Below are 18,574 nucleotides of genomic sequence, written 5' to 3' on the forward strand. Positions count from 1 at the left end.
CTCGTCAGGCTCATAACCTGAAGGTCGTAGGTTCAAATCCTACCCCCGCAACCAAAAACCCATTCTACACAATGCGCCACGCAACGCGAAGCCGACGTCATCGGTCGCGACGTATATTTGCCTGGCGGTTCGTGATCGAACCCCCGCTCCCGTTCGGCAATGGCGCGCTCTTGCAGAGCGCCTGCGTGTGACGAGTATGAAGCATCTCCACATCATCACCGGAGGGCCGGGTTCCGGCAAGACCAGCCTTATCGCTGCACTGGCCGCCGAAGGGCTTCGGTGCGTCCCGGAAGCAGGCCGGGCGATAATCCAGGACCAGGTGCGGAAGAGCGGCAGGGCTTTGCCTTGGGATGACCAGGAGGCCTTCGCAGCCATGATGCTCACGCGGGACATGCTTGCCTATGGCGAAGCGGCCCAGCTTTCCGGCCCTGTCATCTTCGATCGCGGTATTCCCGATGTCATCGGCTATCTCCGCTTGTGCGGCATTTCTGCGCCGTCTTCGATGACGGAGGCGGCTGAGCGGTGTCGCTATGCAAGGCGGGTCTTCATTGCGCCTCCCTGGCCCGCGATCTTCAATCAGGATGCAGAGCGCAAGCAAACGCTGGAAGAGGCTGAGGCCACTTATCAGGCGATGGTAGAGGTCTATTCCGATCTGGAATACGAACTCGTTCCGCTTCCGCTGGTTTCGATCGCGGATCGTGTGAAGTTCGTGCTGGACGAAATCCTGCAGCCGGGATCTTCAGATCCATAGGCATAAGAAAAGGCGGCCTTGCGGCCGCCTCTTCCCTCCTCTCCAAATCTTTGTTGGCCGGGCTGTCTTTGCGCAGTCCCTGGCCGATCTGGAACTCTATCAGCCGCCGGTCGAGCCGTTTTCGGCTGCCGCCATGCGATCGCCCTGCATGTAGGGGATCGGGTTGACGGCCTGGCCGTCGACGCGGACTTCGTAATGGAGGTGCGGGCCGGTCGAGTTGCCGGTGGTGCCGACGAAGCCGATCACGTCGCCCTTGTGGACCATCTGGCCTTCGGCAACGTTGAGACGCGACATGTGGCCGTAGCGGGTTTCGAGATCGCCGCCGTGTTCAAGCGAGACGTAGAGACCGTAACCGCCGAACCAGGAAGCCTTGCTGACGACGCCGTCGGCGGTCGCATAGATCGGGGTGCCGATCGGGGCGCCGAGATCGATGCCCTTGTGGGCGCGGCGGCCGCCGAGAATCGGGTGGTTACGCATGCCGAAGCTGCTGGTCAGCTTGAGACCTTCAAGCGGGGTACGCGAAGGGATCGAGACCGCGCCGAGCTTGGCAGCGCCGGGAATGGCAGGCTTGGCCTTGGCGGAAGCGAGGCCGGTTTCCTCGAAGTTCTGCCAGGAGCTGAAGAGGTTGCGGAACTGCTCGTCCTCACCGCCGGCCGACTGGTTGCCGGACTGGGCCGAGCGAAGCGGGGCGGAAATGTCGGCAGCGGCAGCGCTGCTGTTGGCCATCGCCGGGTGAGCGGCGACAAGAGATCCTGCGACGGCGACGGCACCGGTCACTGCGCGGAACTTGGCGAAGAATTTCGTTACGACCACTCGCAATACCTTGTTATCCGCCGCGAGCCGTAAAGCCACGACGCTTGTATCCAGGGCGAACACGCACAGTGGCGAATTCGCGCAAACCCTTGTCTGGAGATGGTCGGAACCCCCCGCCGTCTCTGTTTGGGAGTTATCCCGAAGGATCAGGAACAGGCAATACTGCCATAAAGATCCCGCGATAAACCGGCTGCGAGACGCGCTGAGTCGTTGAACGGTGGCTTAACGGCTCCGCCAAAGTGGCGGGAAACCAAGCTTTTCCAGAGGCTGTCGTGGTCCTCGTTCAACCGTTCGGCGACATCGGCGAAATGATTTGCGCCGAACCGAACGTGCCGGATTTCGTCGTCAAGGATTCGCTGGAGGATGCCTGCGCCGCGCTTGTCGCCATTGGCTTTCACGCGTTCGAGCGTGGCGGGTGTTACATCCAGGCCGCGTGCTTCGAGCACCATCGGCACCACGGCGAGCCGCGCGCCGACATCACCGCGGGTCTTGTGGGCGGCTTCCCACAATCCGTCATGGGCGGGGAGGGCGCCGTAGTGGCTGCCGAGGCTGCGCAAATGGCGGTCGATCAGCGCGTAATGCATCGCTTCGTCGGCGGCGACGGAGAGGAAATCGCTGACGAAGGCCTCGTCCATCTCGCCGCCGAACCGTCCCGCCATGTCGAGCGCGAGATCGATGGCGACGAATTCGATATGGGCGAGGGCATGCCAGAGCGCGATTCGTCCGCGTTCCGAACCGCCCTTGCCGCGCTTGGGCATGCGCCCCGGCGGCAGGAGTTCGGGGGCATCCGGGCGGCCCGGAACCTCCGGCATCTCCACGTCAAACACGAAGGACAGCCTGCCGAGCCGCCAGTCGCGCGCTACCTTGCGCGTTGCCATGACCTTGGCGCGCGGATCGCATTCGAGCAGCGCCTCGCGGATCGCTGCGGCAATGGAACGGGTCATCAGAGAGCCTTTGCGGCCTCCAGGACCTGGGCCGCGTGGTCCTTCACCTTCACCTTGTCCCACACGCGGGCGATCTTGCCGTCCGGGCCGATCAGGTAGGTGGTGCGGACCATGCCCATGTAAGTGCGGCCGTAGTTCTGCTTTTCGGTCCAGATGCCGAGCGCATCGGAGAGGCCGTTTTCCTCGGCATCGGAGGCGAGCGGCGCCTTGAGATCGTGCTTGGCGATGAAGTTCTGGTGCTTCTTCGCCGAATCCTTGCTGACGCCGAGCAGGGCGGTTCCGGCCGCCTCGAACTGGTCCTTCAGCGCGGAAAAATCGATGTTTTCAGTGGTGCAGCCGGGGGTGTTGTCTTTCGGGTAAAAGAACACGACCAGCTTGCGCCCCGCAAAGTCGGAAGCCTTCACGCTGCCGCCTTCGGGCGTTTCGAGCGCGATGTCGGGGAACGTGTCGCCAGCGGCAGGACGGGTGGTCATCGGGTGGTCTCCAGGGTTTCGTCGAAAGCTTGCGCCCATGCCGCGGCGACTTGCGCGCGAGCCTGGGCGAGGCCGGTTTCGAGGTCTTGCCACGCGCCATAGCCGCATGCGCGCACGAGCGCCATGCAGGCGGCATCGACCGGCTTCAGCGAATCGGGCGCGAGCAGGCGCGCGGCGACGAGCAGGCGGGTCAGCACGTCATGCGCCTGCTCGAGGCTGGCCGGGAGCAGGCCTTCTGCGACCAGCAGGCGCACCGCTTCGCCGAGATCGGCATCAAGGCCCTCGCCGCTACGGAGCTGGGTGAAGTGGACGAGGAATTCGAGATCCACCAGCCCGCCGCGCATCAGCTTGACGTCGAGCGGGCCCTTGGGCGGTTTATGCTCGGCCATGCGGGTGCGCATTTCCAGAACATCGGTGCGCAGTTTGGCCGGATCGCGCGGGGCGGTGAGCACCTCGCCGATGATCGTGCCAAGGCGGCTGCGCGCTTCGCCGGAGCCGTAAAGCGCCCGTGCGCGGCACAGGGCCATGTGCTCCCAGGTCCAGGCCTGTTCCTGCTGGTAACGCGCAAAACTTTCCAGGCTGGCTGCGGGCGGGCCTTGTTCGCCGGAGGGGCGCAGGCGCGTGTCCACCTCGTAGAGCGCACCCTCGGCGGTCTGGACCGACAGCGCGGCGGTAACGCGCTGCGACAGGCGGTTGTAGTAGAGCGTGGCGCCGAGCGGCCGCCTTCCGTCCGATTCGCGGGCGAAATCGCCGGTGAAGAGGTAGATCAGGTCGAGGTCGGAGGCATGGGTGAGGACGCCGCCGCCCATCCGGCCAAGCCCCAGCACGACCAGTTCGCTGCCCGGCACGGTTCCGTGGGTCTCGCGGAATTCCGTTACCGCCGCATCGGTCAGCACGACCAGAGCCGCTTCGGCGATCCGGCCGAGGGCATGGCCGATGTCGAGCGGGTCGTTCACGCCTTCGATCAGTTGCACGCCGAGCGCGAAACGGCGGTCCCCGACCTTGCGGCGCACCGTATTGAGCTTGCGCTCGTAGTCGTCGCCGGGTTCGAAGCGGGCGAATTCCGCGATCAGTTCGGGCAGGCTGCCGGGCAGGTCGAAGGCGCTGGCGTCGATCAGCGGATCGAGCAGGTCGGCGCGGCGGGCGAGCGCGTCGGCGAGCGGCGGAGCGAGGCTGAGGATGCGGGCGAGGCGCTCGATCAGGGCAGGGCGGGCCTCCAGCAGGCGGAACAGGTTGATCGCGGTGGGGAGGTTGTTGAGGAGCTGCTCCCAACGCGCCATCGCGCGCTCGGGTTCGGGGGCGGCGGCAAGGGCGGCAAGCAGGCCGGGGCGAATCGCCTCGAACGCGAGCCTTGCGGGATCGGAGCGCAGCGCACGCATCCGGCCGGAAAGCCAGCCTTCGATGCGCGAGACCATGGCATCGGGATCGGCGAAGCCCATGCGCATGAGTTCGTCTCGCAAGTCCTCCTGCGCCGGGGCGGGCACCGATACCGTGGTGCCGACAGGTGTGTGGTCCATGACCAGCGCGTCGTATCGCGCGCCTACCGCATCGGTAATCTGCGTGAGTTCCGCCAGGAGCGCGGAGCCGTCCGGCAAGCCGTCGAGCCGGGCCACTTCGTCGAGCAGTTCCTCCTTCATCGGCAGCGAGTGGGTCTGCTGGTCCTGCATCATCTGCAGGCGGTGCTCGACGGTGCGGAGGCGGTCGTAGCTTTCGCCGAGCAGACGGGCATCCTCGGGCGGGACCAGTCCGGCTTCCGCCAGCGCATCGAGCGTGGCGCGGGTGCCGCGCAGGCGCAGCGCGGGGTTGCGGCCACCGTGGATGAGCTGGTGGGTCTGGGCGTAGAACTCCACCTCGCGAATGCCGCCGCGCCCCTTCTTGAGGTCGAAGCCGGGGCCGACCGTGGTGCTGCCGCGCGTGTTGGCGCGGATCTGCGCGGTGAGGCGGCCGATCTCGGCAATGGCGCCGAAGTCCAGGCTCTTGCGCCAGACGAAGGATCGGATCGCGGCGAGGAAGGCCTCGCCTGCCGCCACGTCTCCGGCGCAGGCTCGGGCGCGGATGAAGGCGGCGCGCTCCCAGGCGAGCGCGGATGATTCGTAGTGAGTCAGCGCGCCGTTGATCGAGATGGCCAGTGGGCTGACTTCGGAAGCCGGGCGCAGCCGCAGGTCGGTGCGGAAGACGTAGCCCTCGTCGGTCACGCCCGCGAGGGTTTCCACCACGGCGCGGGCGACGCGCTGCGCGGCCTCGCCGGGTTCGTCGCGCTCGCGGCGGGGGAGCAGCTGGGGGTCGAACAGCAGGATCGGATCGATGTCCGAGCTGTAGTTGAGTTCGCCCGCGCCGTGCTTGCCCAGCGCGAGGGCGAGGAAGCCTGCCGGCTCGGCATCGGGCACGCGGCGGCGGATGCCTTCGGCAATGGCGGCGTCGAGCGCGCGGTCGGCCAGGGCCGAGAGTTCGCCCGTCACCTTGAGCAGCGGGAAGGCCCCGGCCAGATCGCCGATCGCCAGGGCGAGGGCGAGGGCCTGCTTCTCGCGCCGCAGCGCCGCGCCGACGCTGGGAGCGCCTTCGCCTGCTGCGCGCGCCCAGTCGAGCGCGGCTGCGCCCTGTCCGGCGGCGAGCAGGTCGGTGAGAGCGGGAAGCCGGTCGAGCGCGCTGGAGAGATAGGGGGCGTGGGCGCGGGCACGGGCGATCGCGCCGGTCCAGTCGGCTTTCTGTTCGGCATCCATTGCGGCTTCCTGCCTGCCCCTGCGGCGGAGGGCAAGCATCTGCCGATCATTGCTGGCCATGATTGCGAGGCATCATTGCGAGATGGGCCAGAGTCTTCTATCGGCTCGGCCGTTCCCGCGGCGACACGCCCTGCGCCGCGTTGAAGGAGATTTCCCCGTGACCTTCGCCCTTCCCCCCGAATGGCATCCGCAGGACTGGATCTGGATCGGCTTCCCGCACGATCCGGTGGAATGGCCGGGCTTCCTCGAAGCCGCGCAAGTGCAGATGGCGCAGTTCGCCTCTGCCGTTGCCGAATCCGGGCAGGAAGTGCGTCTGGTCGTGCGCGACGAGGCCAACCGGGCGCGGGCGGCATCGCTGGTTTCGTCGAAGGTAAAGCTGGAAGTGCGGCGCTACGGCGACGTCTGGCTGCGCGATACCGGGCCGCTGGTCGTTTCTGACGCGGGCGGAGCGCTCAAGGCGATGCGTTTCGGCTTCAATGGCTGGGGCGGCAAGTACCTGATGGACGGCGACCAGGAGATCGGCGCCGAAATCGCCCGCGATGCCGGGCTTGAGGTCGAGACCTCGGACTGGATTCTCGAAGGCGGCGCGATCGACGGCGACGGCACCGGACTGGTCGCGACGACCGAGCAGGTCCTGCTCAACCCGAATCGCAACCCGCATCTGTCACGCGGCGACCTGGAGATGCGGCTGAAGCGCGATCTCGGCTACGACCGCGTGCTGTGGCTGGGCGACGGCCTCATCAACGACCACACCGACGGCCATGTCGACAATCTCGCGCGTTTCTTGGCGCCGAACGTGCTGGCCCTGCCGCGCGCGACCGGACCGAACGATCCCAATGCCGCGATCTATGCCGATGCCAAGGCCCGGGCCGAGGCCGCGGGCGTGACGGTGCGCGAAGTGCCTTCGCCCGGCCGGGTGGAATCTGACGGCCGAATCGAGCCGGCCAGCTACATGAACTTCGCGATCACCTCGAAGCTGGTGGTCGTGCCGATCTATGGCACCGCGCACGACGAAGAGGGCGTCGCGGCGATTGCCGCGCTGTTCCCCGATCGCGATGTCGTGGGCGTGATGGCCGATGCGGTACTTGCAGGCGGCGGTTCGTTCCACTGTTCCAGCCAGCAGATGCCCTCGCGCTGATCGGGCGGATCGGCCTGCTCCCATAAGCCTTTCGTCATTGCGAGCTATGCTCGCAATGACGATGGGGCAGGAACCACGGCATTTAACGGATTCGCAAGAGGTCTGCGTGCATGGATGCGGACATGGCTCGTATCGTCGCCCTTGCGCACAGCGCCCGGAAGTTTCGGCAGGATGAAGTCCTGCGGGCGGCAGTCGTGTGCGGCTGCGCACTGGCGCTGATCCTGGCCAAGGATTCATTGCCGTTCTGACGCGCCCGCGCGTTTAGCGCCGCCGTCGATCCGACCAATTTCCTTTTCATTTCAAATTATGACCGCGTGAAGGTCGACATTTCGCCGTGCCTGCTGCACTGCACATCGCTTCTGCCGCGCCGCAGCAAAAGATTGTAACACACGGTCGATGCAATCGAAATCAAGGTTCCCCAAGTTACCCGTTCGCGTGACTGGTAAAGGAGATTCACCATGCGCCATATGACGGACGCCGAACGGGCTCGCCTTCGCCAATCGCTTGTCGGCAATTTTCTGCTATTGCTCTTCGGCCTGGGTGTGCTGGGCTTTCTCGTCGCGATCGACCGGGCTGACTGGTTCACCCTGAGGCCGGTTTCGGGAACTTCGGTCGCACTCTCGCATGCTTCGGCCCAGGGTGGGCCGCATGGAGGGGATGCCATTAAACGATGATCGTCACGCCAGCCCTGCAACCCGTCCAGATATTCCGCGAAATCTGGAAGCCGCTGACCCTGCTGTTCGTCTGGGACGTCATCGTCACGGTGACGTACTTCGTGCTACCGTTCCATGCGCCCGAGCTGCCGGTGACGCTGTTCGGCTCGGCGCTGGCGCTGTTCCTCGGCTTCCGAAGCAACTCGGCCTATCAGCGCTGGTGGGAAGGGCGGGGGCTCTGGGGGCTGATGATCAATGCCAGCCGCAATATCGCGCGTTCCGCGCGCAACTTCATGCCGGACCCGGATGCGACCGAGCTGAAGCGCCGCGTCGTCCTGCGCCAGATCGCCTATGTCAACGCGCTGCGCTGCCAGCTTCGCCGCATCAAGCCGGATGCGGAAGTGCTGCGCATGCTCTCGCGCGGGGATGCCGATTCCTCGCTGGAGCGGGCGAATGTGGCCAACGGCATTCTCGACGACACCGGCCGCCGCATCGACGAGGCTCGGCGCAAGGGCTGGATCGACACCATCCAGCAGACGCAGATGGAAGCCGTGCTGGTGGACATCGCCAATGCCCAGGGCGGCATGGAGCGGCTGAAGAACACGCCGCTGCCCTATCAATACCGCTTCTTCCCTACCGTCTTCACGCACATGTTCTGCATCCTGCTGCCGATCGGCCTGGTCGAGACGCTGGGCGTGGCGACGCCGCTCGGCTCGACGATCGCAGGGATCATGTTCCTGGCGGTGCTGGCCATCGGCGACGATCTGGTCGATCCTTTCGCCAACACGGTGCACGACCTGCCGCTCAATGCCATGTGTCGCACGATCGAGATCGACCTGCTCCAGTCCATCGGCGACGAAGCGCCGCCGCCGATCACGCCCGACAAGCACGGCATCCTGTGGTGAGTTGACTGCCAAAGTTGACTAGCCGCCGTGGCCGCTCCAGGAGCGGTGTATGGCCAAAGCAGACCGTCTCGAACGCATGGATAAACGCCGTGCGGACCTCGAAATCGACTATCGCACCGCGCTGATCGAGGCGCTGCGGGTGACCGCCGCAGGGCAATGGGGCCTGTTCGGCCACAACAAGGACAAGCAGACCCGCGCCAAGGCCGCGCCGCTGGTGGACGGCCTTGTCGAGCTTGCCGAAGAGATCGACGATCTGCGCCTGCAGCTCGATATGGAGTGTTTCGCACTCCATCAGGAATTTCTTGCCGCGCGCGGACCGGTCAGGGCCGACGCAGTGGGTGAGCCGAAGCAGGCGCAGGCCTGGCTGGATCGGCTGACGCAGGAAGGCTAATCCTCGTGCAACAGCACGAAGGAGTTCCCATGCGTCTTTCCAAGGATCGTCAGACTACCCGCGCCAGCGTGCGTCTGGGCAAATGGGTGGAACTCGACGCCCGCACCGATTTCAGCCCGCCGGGGCTGGTGGCTGTCGGGCTGCTGGTCTCGGGAATTCTGCTGAGCACCAGCGTTCTGGTGGCTGCGGCGGGACGGGCGAAGGCCCGGCGAATCCAGGCGCGCGGGGATCGCAGCCTGCCGCGCTGACCTGTCCGGACAGTTCGTCCTGACCCCGCCTCACCAAACGTTTCGTCATCCCCGCAAAGGCGGGGATCCCGCTTGTTCTTGCGGCGTGGCATGAAGGAAGCGGGACCCCCGCCTTCGCGGGGGCGACGAGTGTTTTTGAGTTGCGGCTGTCGGGGGCAAAGGCCGTTCGGCCCGCCAGCCGGAATCACTCCGGCGTGGCGAACCAGATCACGTGCTTGGGACCCTTGCCGTTGCTGCGCGAGGAGACCTTCACTTCGTCCACCTTGAACCCGGCGCGCTCCAGGCGGCGGGTGAAGGCGGGATCGGCTCCGGCCGACCAGATCGCCAGCACGCCGTCCGGCGTCAGCGCATTGCGCGCCGCCCGCAGGCCGGTCTTCGAGTAGATCTGGTTGTTGTCCTCGCGCACGAGGCCGTCGGGGCCGTTGTCGACGTCGAGCAGAATCGCATCGTAGCCTGCGCGCGACCCGTCAATGACGTGGCCGACATCGCCCATCATCAGGTTGACGCGCGGATTATCGAGGCAGCCTTGCGCCACTTCAGCCATCGGCCCGCGCGCCCATTCGATGATCTCGGGCACGAGTTCGACCACGGTGAGCTTCGAATCCTCCGGCAGCGTCCTTAACGCCGCGCGCAGGGTGAAGCCCATGCCATAGCCGCCGATCAGCATATGGGGGCGCTTGGTCACGCCCTTGATGCGGTCCCACGCCATCGTGGCGAGCGCTTCCTCGCTGCCCCACTTGCGCGTGGACATCAGCTCGTTGTGACCAAGCACGATCATGAAGTCCTGATCGTGCTTGTAAAGTTCCAGCTTCTCCCCGTCAGGGATCCATGCGGTGTCGATAAGCTCGCGCTTGATCATGCTGATGTCTTTCCGGGGTGACGCAAGTGAATGATGGGATAGGGCCGGCCGTCTGCATCGTGCTCGGATCGACCGATGCGCAGAAAACCGCGCGATTCGTAAAAGGGCAGGGCGTTGTCGGCCTGCTCGTTGGCATCGACGCGCGCCTGCGGATCCAGCGCCAGTGCGTGGCCGACCAGCGCGGAGCCGAAGCCCCGGCCGTGGACGGCCGGATCGACGAACAGGGCCTCGATCGTCCCCTCCGCAAAGACCATGAAGCCTTGCGCGATGCCGCCGGCATCCTCGGCGATCCACAAGGGGACCGCCGGGAGCATCGCTTCGACTTGCCCGGCGATTTCGGCCTTGTGCTCCGACGACAGGAAGCCGTGCGTGGCGTCTACCGCCGCGCGCCAGATGGCGAAGGCGCGCGGGGCATCATCGGGAGAGCTGGGTCTGATCACCGGAGCCGGACCATCAGCGGAGGTCTGGCGCGGTGGCTTCGGTCTTGAGCAGGGCGATGGCCTCGTCGAGGCTCATGACCTTCTGGTGCTCGGCGCCGAGGGTGCGCAGGGCTACGGTGCCTTCTTCGGCTTCGCGCTTGCCGACGACCAGCAGGTGCGGAACCTTCTTCAGCGAGTGTTCGCGCACCTTGTAGTTGATCTTCTCGTTGCGCACGTCGGTTTCGACGCGCACCCCGGCAGCCCGGAGCTTCTGCGCCACGTCCTGCGCATAGTCGTCGGCATCGGAGACGATCGTGGCCACCACGGCCTGGACCGGGGCGAGCCAGACCGGCAGCTTGCCGGCGAAGTGCTCGATCAGGATGCCGATGAAGCGTTCATAGGAGCCGAAGATCGCGCGGTGCAGCATGACCGGGCGGTGGCGTGCGCCGTCCTCGCCGATGTAGCTGGCGTCGAGACGCTCGGGCAGCATGCGGTCGGACTGGATCGTGCCGACCTGCCAGGTGCGGCCGATGGCGTCCGTGAGGTGCCATTCCAGCTTGGGCGCATAGAAGGCGCCTTCGCCCGGAAGTTCTTCCCAGCCGTATTCCTCGGTGGCAAGCCCGGCGCGCACGACGGCGTCGCGCAGTTCGGCCTCGGCCATGTCCCACTGCTCGTCGGTGCCGATTCGGTTGTCCGGACGCAGGGCCAGCTTGATCGCATAGGTGAAGCCGAAGTCCTTGTAGACCCGGTCCGCCATCTCGCAGAAGGCCTGCACTTCGCCGACGATCTGGTCTTCGCGGCAGAAGATATGGCCGTCGTCCTGCGTGAACTGGCGCACGCGCATCAGCCCGTGGAGCGCGCCGTGCGGCTCGTTGCGGTGGCAGCAGCCGTTTTCGACGAGGCGCAGCGGCAGGTCGCGGTAGGACTTGATGCCCTGCTTGAAGATCAGCACGTGCGCCGGGCAGTTCATCGGCTTCAGCGCCATCCACTGCGCGTCGTCCGAGATGATCGGGCCGTCGTCCTCGGTGTTGGGCACTTCGTCGGGGATGACGAACATGTTCTCGCGGTACTTGCCCCAGTGGCCCGAGGCTTCCCACTGCCGCGCGTCCATGACCTGCGGCGTCTTCACTTCCTTGCAGTCTGCCTGGCCGATCGCGCGGCGCATGTAGTCCTCAAGGGCGCGATAGATCACGTAGCCCTTGGGGTGCCAGAACACCGAGCCATGCGCTTCGGCCTGGAGGTGGAACAGGTCCATCTCGTTGCCCAGCTTGCGGTGGTCGCGCTTGGCGGCTTCCTCAAGGCGCGTGAGGTGGGCGGCAAGCTGCTTCTTGTTGAGCCAGCCGGTGCCGTAGATGCGCGAAAGCATCGCGTTCTTCTGGTCGCCGCGCCAATAGGCGCCGGAAACGCGCGTCAGCTTGAAGGCGGCGGGGTCCAGCTTGCCGGTGGAGGGCAGGTGCGGGCCGCGGCACATGTCCAGCCAGTCCTCGCCCGACCAGTAGACGGTCAGCGGCTCGTCGCCGGGGAGTTCGGCGGCCCATTCGGCCTTGAACGTCTCGCCCTGCTGCTTCCAGCGGCTGATGAGCTGTTCGCGGTCCCAGACTTCGCGGCGCAGCGGCTTGTTGGCGGCGATGATCTTGCGCATCTCCGCCTCGATGGCCGGCAGGTCGTCGTCGGTGAACGGCCCGCGCTCCGGATTGGGCGCGAAGTCGTAGTAGAAACCGTCGTCGGTCGAGGGACCGAAGGTGATCTGCGTGCCGGGGAACAGCGCCTGCACCGCTTCGGCCAGGACGTGGGCGAAGTCGTGACGGGCGAGGTCCAGCGCCTCTTCCTCGTCGCGGCCGGTGACGAGGGCGAGATCGGCGTCGCCGGTGAAGGGGCGGTCGAGGTCCACCAGCTCGCCGTCGATCTTCGCGGCGAGCGCGGCCTTGGCAAGGCCGGGGCCGATGGCGGCGGCGACGTCGGCGGGAGTGGAGCCTTCGGGCATTTCGCGAACCGAACCGTCGGGCAGGCTGATCTTGAACATTTCGGACATGGACGAACTCATTTCTCGTTTGCCCCATGCCATACCAGAGCATGTGGGCGGAAAAGCTTTGGGGCGCCATGGCACAGGCGCGCCTCCGGGTGAAGGTGCGGCGCCGCTATTTTGGCTGAATTCGGGAAGAGGACGCCGCTCACCCGAACTCCGGGCGACGGTGGCTGCCTGCTCAGGCCGCGACCAACCGTCCCCGGAAGCGCCGGGTGGTGGTAGTCGTGGTGGAGGTGAGCAACTGCGTCATCGTCGGCCGATGTAGCGATCCTTGGCCGAAAAGTCATCCCGGGATTGCGATGTAAAGCGTGCTTGACTTCCGGCATGCCGAAATGACAAGCTTGCTTTACAAAAAGGAAGGAACCTGACTGATGGCAAGCCACGTCCCGCTTTCCCATGGCCTTATGCGCCTTGTGGCTTACAGGGTCACAGCGACACTGCTGTTCCTCGCCTCGTTCTTCGTGGTGAAACCGATCTGGCGCGCGTTCGACATTCACGGTCCCTGGCGCATGGTGTTTCTGCTGATACCGCTGGGCGGCATGGTACTTTTTTTCCGGGCATCCCGGTGGGGTAAGACAGGCACCGACTTCAGCCCGGCGGTGGAGCGTTTCCTGAACCGCCTTTTCGTTTGCATGACCGCCTATCTCGCGCTTCTGGTCGCGGCCCAGCTAGGCAAGGAGGTGTTCGGTCTTTCGGGCACAGTGCTGGCTGTGCTGCGAGTCCTGCCCGCCATCCCGATGATCGGCTGCATTTTCGCGATGGGGCGCTATCTGGCTGAGGAGCAGGACGAATATCAGCGGCTTCAGGCTGCCCGAGCCAGCCTTTTCGCGACCGGGCTGTTGCTGACCGTGGCGATGATCTGGGGTTTTCTGGAGCAGGCGGGTCTTGTTCGACATGTTCCGGCAAGTTCGGCCTTCATTGTCTGGGCCATGGGTCTTGGCATCGTCCGCTGTTTGCAGCAGGTGCGCGCGCGATGAGGAATCGCCTGAAGGAATTGCGCGCCGAACGCGGCTGGAGCCAGCAGGACCTTGCGGAACGGCTGGAAGTGAGCCGTCAGAGCGTCAATGCCATCGAAACCGGCAAGTACGATCCCTCGCTGCCCCTGGCATTTCGCATTGCCGAGGTCTTTGCTATGAGGATCGAGGATATTTTCCTGAAGGGGTGAGCGATGTCGGGGCGGATGGGCAGGATCGGGGCATGGATGGCCTTGGCGCTTGCGCTCGCCGCCGGGTTTGCCCTGTTCGGCGAGAACACCTCGGGGCAGAGCAAGGTCGAGAGCGCCGAGGCGGCCACGGGGCCGGTGATCGTGCGGGTGATCGGTCCGGCTCTGCTCTAATGAAGCGTGGGCTTGCGCTTTCTCCACGCGAGCCGCTCTACCGTTACCGCCACCAGCCAGCCCACTGTCATGCAGACGAACGGCATGACCGGATAGTGGAATCGTGACTGGCCGGAGAACAGCAGGCAGATCAGCGTCGGATAGAGCGCGGCGGCGTAAGGCAGCAACCACCAGCCCGTCCAGCGCAGCCGCTCGTGCCGCCGCCTCAGGGTCATGACCGCAAAGGCTGCCGCGAAGCCCAGCATCAGCAGCGCATAGTAGCCTTGATTCACGTAGCGCACCGCGCGGTAGACCGTCTCGAAGCGCGGATAGCTTGGCGCGCCGCCCTGATAGGCCCATTCCGCCTCGCCGTCGGGCAGCCAGAGCCGCATCATCTTCTTCGGGGCGAGGGCGAGGAACTTGTCCGGATTGTCGCGAATCCAGGTCAGGCCCATGCGCGCGGCCTCGATGTCGCTGGAAACTTCGTCGAGATCGGTGCGGGCCATGAACTGTTTCACCACCGGAGCGTTCGGCGTGAAATCGCCGGTGGCGGTGTCATGGTTTCCGGTGAGCAGGGTATAGCCGCCATTGGTCGAGACCACGACCCAGTGGCCGAGCTGGGCGTGGTTGCGCAGCGTCCACGGCAGCACCACCAGCGCGGAGACGGCGATGACGATAAGGCCCTCTGCCAGCAGTCCCGGCAACCGCTGCCAGATCGGGCGGGCGCGCAGCCAGTCGATCGCGAAGATCAGCGGCACGACCACCAGGGTCTGCGCCTTCACCAGAGTCGCGAAGCCGAAGATCAGCCCGGCGCCGACCAGTTGCCAGCGATTGGTCCGGGTCATCAGTGCCCAGCATCCCGCCAGCAGCAGGGTGGTGTAGAGGACTTCGGTCAGGGCCAGCGGAACGTAGCCGATCGCATTGGGATAGACAGCCAGCAGCAGCAGCCCGCCGCGCGCGGCGGCTTCGTTGCCGAAGATGTGGCGGCCCAGCGCCAGCGTCAGCAACCCGGTCAGCATCGAGGCCGCGAGGTTGAACAGTCCCAGCGAGACCAGCGACACGCCGAACTGGTGGAACATCACCGAAAGCGCCAGCGGCAGACCGGGCGGCCAGAAGGCCGTCGCCAGGCCCTTGTCCCGGTAGCCCAGCCCGTTCGCCAGCCCTGCCGCCCGGGCGAAGTAGGATTCGGCGTCGGAGGTGGGGTGCACGTCGATCAGCAGCACCGCCACCCGCAGCGCGAAATAGAGCGCCCAGATCGCCAGCAGCACGGACCGATCGGTGGCGAACCATTCCAGGCGCAGCGCGAGTCGGCTCGGGCGGGTAGGGAAGTCGAGGATCTGCGCGGACATTCTGATGCGGCTTCCTGATAAGACTTCAAAGCCTTAAGCTGCGAATCCACTTCCTCGCAACTGTCATCCGCGCCGCCTTGGGACTTGTGCTTCCCCTACGCGGCCCCCAGATGGGCGGCCATGACCGACACGCGTTATCTGGAGCTGCCCGACGGGCGCCGCATCGCCCATCGTTTTACCCCCGGCACCGGCGCGACGATCGTGTTCCTGCCCGGCTACATGTCCGACATGGCGGGCAGCAAGGCGACGGCGCTGTTCGATATGGCGCAGGCCGCCGGTCGCCCCTGCCTGTTGCTCGACTATTCGGGCTGCGGCGAGAGTTCGGGCGATTTCGCGGACGGCACGCTCAGCCGCTGGCGGGACGAAGTGCTGGCGGTGATCGCGGCGGCGGGGCTGGAGCAGGTCGTGCTGGTCGGCTCGTCGATGGGCGGCTGGCTCATGCTGATGGTGGCCGAAGCTCTGGGTAGCAAGGTGCGGGGCCTGATCGGCATTGCCGCCGCGCCGGACTTCACCGAATGGGGCATTGCCCAGATGGACAAGAACGTGCTCGCGGATGGCGAGACGATCTGGGAAGACAATCCCTACGGTCCCGAACCCACGCCGACGCATCCGGGCTTCTGGGCGGACGGCCAGGCCAACCTCATGCTGGAAAAGGAAATCGCGTTCGACGGGCCGGTTCGCCTGCTCCATGGCCAACGCGACGACGACGTGCCCTGGGAGATTTCGGTGAAACTGGCGGAGCGTCTGCGTTCAGCCGACGTGCAGGTCTCGCTCATCAAGGACGGTGACCACCGCCTCTCGCGCGATTCCGACATCCACATGCTGCTGCGCACGGTGGCGGAACTGGTCCTCGCCCGCGAGCAGGTGGCCTGACTTTCCAAGGATCACCGACCCATGCCTATCCTTCTTGCGCTCATGCTGATGCAGTCCAGCCCTTACGCTTCCGCGCTGCCGCGCGAGATCGTCGAGAAGAAGGAAGACGAGGCGCGCAAGCGCCGGACCGAATCGCAGCAGTTCGCCGGTCCCCTGCCGCTGCGGCCGGAGAACGGCTGCCTGCTCGCGGTTGAATCCGATCCCGAGCGCTCCGCCGAAGTCGCCCGCAAGGCGCTGGCAAGCGCGCAGGGGCGCGAGAAGGTGCGGGCCGGGCTTTGCCTCGGCGTGGCGCTGGCCGATCTCGACCGCTGGGGCGAGGCGCGCACGGCCTTCACCCAGGCCCGCGATACCGCCGATCCGAGCGATCATCTCAGCCGCGCCCGGCTGGGCGCCATGGCTGGCAATGCCGCGCTGGCGGACGGCAAGGCGGGCGACGCGCTGATGCTGCTCGGCCCCGCCGCCACCGAGGCCAAGACCGCTAGCGACGGCGCACTCGGCGCCTCGATCGCGCTCGACCGGGCCCGTGCACTCGTCTCGCTCGGCCAGAACGGCGAGGCGGCCGCGGCTCTGACCGACGCCCGCACCGCCGATCCGACCAACGCCCAGGCCTGGCTGCTCTCGGCGACGCTGGCGCGCCGCCAGAAGAACCTGATCGAAGCGCAGACCCAGATTGAAAAGGCGGCCCAGCTTGCCCCGCAGGACCCCGAAGTCGGCCTCGAAGCCGGGGTTATCGCGATTCTCGGCGGGCGTGACGAAGCCGCGCGGCGCAGCTGGACCTCGGTGCTGAACACCAGCCCGGACAGCCCCGCCGCCGTTACCGCCAAGGACTATCTCGCCCAGCTCGGGCCGGAAGGAACGCCAAAGCCATGATCCCATTTTCCGTCCTCGATCTCGTCTCCGTGCGCGAAGGCGGCACTGTCGCCGAAGCGCTCGCCATTTCCGCCCGCACCGCCCAAGTTGCCGAAAAGGCCGGTTATGCGCGCTATTGGGTGGCGGAACACCACGGCATGGACGGGATCGCGGGCGGCGCCACTTCGGTGGTGCTCGCGCATATCGGCGCGGCAACCTCCACCATCCGCATCGGCTCGGGCGGGATCATGCTGCCCAACCACAACCCTTACGTGATCGCCGAGCAGTTCGGCACCTTGGCGGCGCTGTTCCCCGGCCGCGTCGATCTCGGCCTCGGCCGGGCGGCGGGGGCCGATGGGCGGCTCGCCAATGCCCTGCGCAAGGACATCGTCGGCGCTTCGGAGCGCTTCCCGCAGGATGTCGTCGAGCTTCAGGCGCGTTTCGCCGGGCAGGCGGTGGGCGGCGTGTCTTCCCCTCAGGCGGACGGCGCCGAGGTACAGATGTGGATTCTCGGATCGAGCCTGTTCGGCGCCCAGCTCGCCGCCATGCTCGGCCTGCCCTACGCTTTCGCCTCGCACTTCGCGCCGGCCCAGCTCGACGAGGCCGCGCGCATCTACCGCGAGCGGTTCGAGCCGGGCAAAGTGCTGGACAAGCCGCACTTCATGGCGGCGATCAATGTCGTAGCGGCGGATAGCGACGAGGAAGCCCGCTATCTCGCGTCCTCGACCGACCAGAGCTTCGTGGCCCTGCGCACCGGCAGCCCCGGCCGCCTGCCGCCGCCGGTCCGCGACTACCGCGCGGGCCTTCCCGGCGCCGCGCGGGCGATGCTGGAGCAGGTCCGCTCGGTCAGTGCGATTGGTACGCCTGCACGGGTGCGGGACGAGATCCAGGCCTTCATCGCCCGCACGCAGGCGGACGAGCTGATCGTCTCGGGCGCGATCTTCGATCCCGAAGCGCAAGTTCGCTCGCTGGAACTGACGATGGACGCCTTCGAGGCGGCGCGGGCCTAGTTAGACCGCTGGTCAGGCGCCAGAACCTTGGCGAGCCAGTCGGCGACAGCCGACTGGGCGCTCTCGGTATATTGCAATTGATGGCCGGTCTGTTCGAAGCGGAACAGGCTTCCGCGCGGCGCGGCTTTCGCCAGCGCCTCGCCCTGTGAGAAGGGGATGGTGCGGTCGTCCGCCGCATGGAGGACGAGGACAGGCGCCTCGATTCGGCGGATCGTTTCCAGGCTGGGAAAACGGTCGCGCATCAGCGTGTGGACCGGCGCCCAAGGGAACGCCGCAGCGCCGACATCCGGCAGGCTGGTAAACGGCGAAACCAGCACAAGCGCGGCCGGTCGATATTCGGCGGCGAGGGCGGTCGCCACGCCGGTTCCCAGCGAAGCGCCCATGAACACGAGGTCGCCATCGCGAAGCCCTTGCGACCTTGCGAAAGCGAGCGCGGCGCGGGCGTCGAGCGCGAGGCCCTGTTCGCTGGGCTCCCCGGGATTGCCTGCATAGCCGCGATAGTCGGCCAGCAGCACGCCGTAGCCCGCCTGCGCCAGGGCCTGCGTGGCGAAGGCGGCGCCGGGAAGGCTGTCGCCATTGCCGTGAAAGAACAGCACCGTGCGCTTGCCGGGGGCGGCTGGGCGCCAGGCAGCGGTGAGTGGCAGGCCGTCTGCCGTGTTCAGCACGACTTTCTCGAAACCGGGCGGGATTTCGGCCGGTCCCTTGGGAGCGGGATAGATCATCGCGCGCTGGCCGAAGAACAGCAGCAGCACGACAGCCAGATAGAGGGCGAGGGCGGTGATGATCGTCGCCAGTAGCGCGATCTTCACGTACCTTGCCCCTTTTTGAGGCCTTGCCC

22 protein-coding genes are annotated in these 18,574 nt (G+C 66.3%); 13 read left to right on the forward strand and 9 right to left on the reverse strand.

Annotation, left to right across the window (positions count from 1 at the left end; translation table 11 throughout):
- Positions 1-196: 196 nt before the first annotated feature.
- Positions 197-751 carry an AAA family ATPase gene (locus V7066_RS24240; protein WP_334185578.1) on the forward strand — a complete coding sequence of 185 codons (555 nt, stop codon included), beginning with the start codon at positions 197-199 and terminating at the stop codon, positions 749-751.
- A 99-nt stretch (positions 752-850) separates the two neighbouring features.
- On the opposite strand, the gene V7066_RS24245 is transcribed toward V7066_RS24240, so the two are convergent.
- The 4 genes from V7066_RS24245 to V7066_RS24260 all read right to left on the reverse strand — a co-directional run bounded on the left by V7066_RS24245 (position 851) and on the right by V7066_RS24260 (position 5,701).
- Entirely contained in the window at positions 851-1,564 is a 714-nt protein-coding gene (locus V7066_RS24245) for a M23 family metallopeptidase (protein WP_334185529.1), read from the reverse strand.
- Positions 1,565-1,710: 146 nt separating this feature from the next.
- Positions 1,711-2,508, reverse strand: a complete 798-nt coding sequence (locus tag V7066_RS24250; RefSeq protein ID WP_334185530.1) for a ferritin-like domain-containing protein — start codon at positions 2,506-2,508, stop codon at positions 1,711-1,713.
- Positions 2,508-2,981, reverse strand: a complete 474-nt coding sequence (locus V7066_RS24255) for a peroxiredoxin (protein WP_334185531.1) — start codon at positions 2,979-2,981, stop codon at positions 2,508-2,510. The genes V7066_RS24250 and V7066_RS24255 overlap by 1 nt, the downstream gene beginning before the upstream one ends.
- Positions 2,978-5,701, reverse strand: a complete 2,724-nt coding sequence (locus V7066_RS24260; protein WP_334185532.1) for a bifunctional [glutamine synthetase] adenylyltransferase/[glutamine synthetase]-adenylyl-L-tyrosine phosphorylase — start codon at positions 5,699-5,701, stop codon at positions 2,978-2,980. The genes V7066_RS24255 and V7066_RS24260 overlap by 4 nt, the downstream gene beginning before the upstream one ends.
- A 157-nt stretch (positions 5,702-5,858) precedes the next feature.
- Here V7066_RS24260 and V7066_RS24265 point away from each other — a divergent pair, with 157 nt between their 5' ends.
- From V7066_RS24265 to V7066_RS24290, 6 genes are all read left to right on the forward strand, one after another.
- A complete protein-coding gene (locus V7066_RS24265; protein ID WP_334185533.1) occupies positions 5,859-6,839 on the forward strand; it encodes an agmatine deiminase family protein in 981 nt (326 codons plus the stop codon).
- Between the two features lie 122 nt (positions 6,840-6,961).
- Positions 6,962-7,087, forward strand: coding sequence for a hypothetical protein (locus tag V7066_RS24270; RefSeq protein WP_334185534.1), 126 nt, complete (start codon positions 6,962-6,964; stop codon positions 7,085-7,087).
- A gap of 210 nt (positions 7,088-7,297) precedes the next feature.
- Entirely contained in the window at positions 7,298-7,513 is a 216-nt protein-coding gene (locus tag V7066_RS24275) for a hypothetical protein (protein WP_334185535.1), read from the forward strand.
- Positions 7,510-8,397, forward strand: a complete 888-nt coding sequence (locus tag V7066_RS24280; protein ID WP_334185536.1) for a bestrophin family protein — start codon at positions 7,510-7,512, stop codon at positions 8,395-8,397. Before V7066_RS24275 ends, V7066_RS24280 begins: the two co-directional genes overlap by 4 nt.
- A 49-nt stretch (positions 8,398-8,446) precedes the next feature.
- On the forward strand, positions 8,447-8,788 hold the full coding sequence (locus tag V7066_RS24285; protein ID WP_334185537.1) for a hypothetical protein: 342 nt from the start codon (positions 8,447-8,449) through the stop codon (positions 8,786-8,788).
- Between the two features lie 29 nt (positions 8,789-8,817).
- On the forward strand, positions 8,818-9,036 hold the full coding sequence (locus V7066_RS24290; RefSeq protein ID WP_334185538.1) for a hypothetical protein: 219 nt from the start codon (positions 8,818-8,820) through the stop codon (positions 9,034-9,036).
- Between the two features lie 184 nt (positions 9,037-9,220).
- Here the strand turns inward: V7066_RS24290 and V7066_RS24295 are convergent, their stop codons facing one another.
- Genes V7066_RS24295 through thrS form a run of 3 tightly spaced genes read right to left on the reverse strand, consistent with a single transcriptional unit; the run spans position 9,221 to position 12,346 of the window.
- Positions 9,221-9,895 carry a spermidine synthase gene (locus tag V7066_RS24295; protein WP_334185539.1) on the reverse strand — a complete coding sequence of 225 codons (675 nt, stop codon included), beginning with the start codon at positions 9,893-9,895 and terminating at the stop codon, positions 9,221-9,223.
- Positions 9,892-10,335 (reverse strand): acetyltransferase, encoded by a 444-nt coding sequence (locus tag V7066_RS24300; protein WP_334185540.1) that lies wholly within the window; start codon positions 10,333-10,335, stop codon positions 9,892-9,894. The genes V7066_RS24295 and V7066_RS24300 overlap by 4 nt, the downstream gene beginning before the upstream one ends.
- A 13-nt stretch (positions 10,336-10,348) precedes the next feature.
- On the reverse strand, positions 10,349-12,346 hold the full coding sequence (gene thrS / locus V7066_RS24305; protein ID WP_334185541.1) for a threonine--tRNA ligase: 1,998 nt from the start codon (positions 12,344-12,346) through the stop codon (positions 10,349-10,351).
- Positions 12,347-12,711: 365 nt separating this feature from the next.
- On the opposite strand from thrS, the gene V7066_RS24310 reads away from it, so the two are divergent.
- Genes V7066_RS24310 through V7066_RS24320 form a run of 3 tightly spaced genes read left to right on the forward strand, consistent with a single transcriptional unit; the run spans position 12,712 to position 13,676 of the window.
- The gene (locus tag V7066_RS24310) at positions 12,712-13,317 is read left to right on the forward strand and encodes a hypothetical protein (RefSeq protein ID WP_334185542.1); all 606 of its coding nucleotides are present in this window, start codon (positions 12,712-12,714) and stop codon (positions 13,315-13,317) included.
- A complete protein-coding gene (locus V7066_RS24315; protein ID WP_334185543.1) occupies positions 13,314-13,505 on the forward strand; it encodes a helix-turn-helix transcriptional regulator in 192 nt (63 codons plus the stop codon). The genes V7066_RS24310 and V7066_RS24315 overlap by 4 nt, the downstream gene beginning before the upstream one ends.
- Before the next feature lie 3 nt (positions 13,506-13,508).
- Entirely contained in the window at positions 13,509-13,676 is a 168-nt protein-coding gene (locus V7066_RS24320) for a hypothetical protein (RefSeq protein ID WP_334185544.1), read from the forward strand.
- Here the strand turns inward: V7066_RS24320 and V7066_RS24325 are convergent.
- The gene (locus V7066_RS24325) at positions 13,673-15,004 is read right to left on the reverse strand and encodes an ArnT family glycosyltransferase (protein ID WP_334185545.1); all 1,332 of its coding nucleotides are present in this window, start codon (positions 15,002-15,004) and stop codon (positions 13,673-13,675) included. The two genes, V7066_RS24320 and V7066_RS24325, sit on opposite strands and share 4 nt — an antisense overlap.
- Before the next feature lie 120 nt (positions 15,005-15,124).
- On the opposite strand from V7066_RS24325, the gene V7066_RS24330 reads away from it, so the two are divergent.
- From V7066_RS24330 to V7066_RS24340, 3 genes are read left to right on the forward strand one after another with little or no spacing between them, the layout of a single operon-like run.
- Positions 15,125-15,877 carry an alpha/beta fold hydrolase gene (locus V7066_RS24330; protein WP_334185546.1) on the forward strand — a complete coding sequence of 251 codons (753 nt, stop codon included), beginning with the start codon at positions 15,125-15,127 and terminating at the stop codon, positions 15,875-15,877.
- A gap of 21 nt (positions 15,878-15,898) precedes the next feature.
- Positions 15,899-16,747 (forward strand): tetratricopeptide repeat protein, encoded by an 849-nt coding sequence (locus tag V7066_RS24335; protein ID WP_334185547.1) that lies wholly within the window; start codon positions 15,899-15,901, stop codon positions 16,745-16,747.
- A complete protein-coding gene (locus tag V7066_RS24340; RefSeq protein WP_334185548.1) occupies positions 16,744-17,736 on the forward strand; it encodes an LLM class flavin-dependent oxidoreductase in 993 nt (330 codons plus the stop codon). Before V7066_RS24335 ends, V7066_RS24340 begins: the two co-directional genes overlap by 4 nt.
- Here V7066_RS24340 and V7066_RS24345 read toward each other — a convergent pair.
- Positions 17,733-18,545, reverse strand: coding sequence for an alpha/beta hydrolase (locus V7066_RS24345; RefSeq protein ID WP_334185549.1), 813 nt, complete (start codon positions 18,543-18,545; stop codon positions 17,733-17,735). The two genes, V7066_RS24340 and V7066_RS24345, sit on opposite strands and share 4 nt — an antisense overlap.
- Positions 18,546-18,574 lie beyond the last annotated feature (29 nt).

Source organism: Novosphingobium sp. (assembly GCF_036820275.1).
In the GTDB taxonomy this organism is placed as follows: domain Bacteria; phylum Pseudomonadota; class Alphaproteobacteria; order Sphingomonadales; family Sphingomonadaceae; genus Novosphingobium.

Coding starts and splice junctions, on each gene's coding strand:
- V7066_RS24240 (WP_334185578.1), top strand. CDS start 197: ATGAAGCATCTCCACATCATCACCGGAGGGCCGGGTTCCGGCAAGACC.
- V7066_RS24250 (WP_334185530.1), bottom strand. CDS start 2,508: ATGACCCGTTCCATTGCCGCAGCGATCCGCGAGGCGCTGCTCGAATGC.
- V7066_RS24255 (WP_334185531.1), bottom strand. CDS start 2,981: ATGACCACCCGTCCTGCCGCTGGCGACACGTTCCCCGACATCGCGCTC.
- V7066_RS24260 (WP_334185532.1), bottom strand. CDS start 5,701: ATGGATGCCGAACAGAAAGCCGACTGGACCGGCGCGATCGCCCGTGCC.
- V7066_RS24270 (WP_334185534.1), top strand. CDS start 6,962: ATGGCTCGTATCGTCGCCCTTGCGCACAGCGCCCGGAAGTTTCGGCAG.
- V7066_RS24275 (WP_334185535.1), top strand. CDS start 7,298: ATGCGCCATATGACGGACGCCGAACGGGCTCGCCTTCGCCAATCGCTT.
- V7066_RS24280 (WP_334185536.1), top strand. CDS start 7,510: ATGATCGTCACGCCAGCCCTGCAACCCGTCCAGATATTCCGCGAAATC.
- V7066_RS24285 (WP_334185537.1), top strand. CDS start 8,447: ATGGCCAAAGCAGACCGTCTCGAACGCATGGATAAACGCCGTGCGGAC.
- V7066_RS24290 (WP_334185538.1), top strand. CDS start 8,818: ATGCGTCTTTCCAAGGATCGTCAGACTACCCGCGCCAGCGTGCGTCTG.
- V7066_RS24295 (WP_334185539.1), bottom strand. CDS start 9,895: ATGATCAAGCGCGAGCTTATCGACACCGCATGGATCCCTGACGGGGAG.
- thrS (WP_334185541.1), bottom strand. CDS start 12,346: ATGTCCGAAATGTTCAAGATCAGCCTGCCCGACGGTTCGGTTCGCGAA.
- V7066_RS24310 (WP_334185542.1), top strand. CDS start 12,712: ATGGCAAGCCACGTCCCGCTTTCCCATGGCCTTATGCGCCTTGTGGCT.
- V7066_RS24315 (WP_334185543.1), top strand. CDS start 13,314: ATGAGGAATCGCCTGAAGGAATTGCGCGCCGAACGCGGCTGGAGCCAG.
- V7066_RS24320 (WP_334185544.1), top strand. CDS start 13,509: ATGTCGGGGCGGATGGGCAGGATCGGGGCATGGATGGCCTTGGCGCTT.
- V7066_RS24325 (WP_334185545.1), bottom strand. CDS start 15,004: ATGTCCGCGCAGATCCTCGACTTCCCTACCCGCCCGAGCCGACTCGCG.
- V7066_RS24330 (WP_334185546.1), top strand. CDS start 15,125: ATGACCGACACGCGTTATCTGGAGCTGCCCGACGGGCGCCGCATCGCC.
- V7066_RS24335 (WP_334185547.1), top strand. CDS start 15,899: ATGCCTATCCTTCTTGCGCTCATGCTGATGCAGTCCAGCCCTTACGCT.
- V7066_RS24340 (WP_334185548.1), top strand. CDS start 16,744: ATGATCCCATTTTCCGTCCTCGATCTCGTCTCCGTGCGCGAAGGCGGC.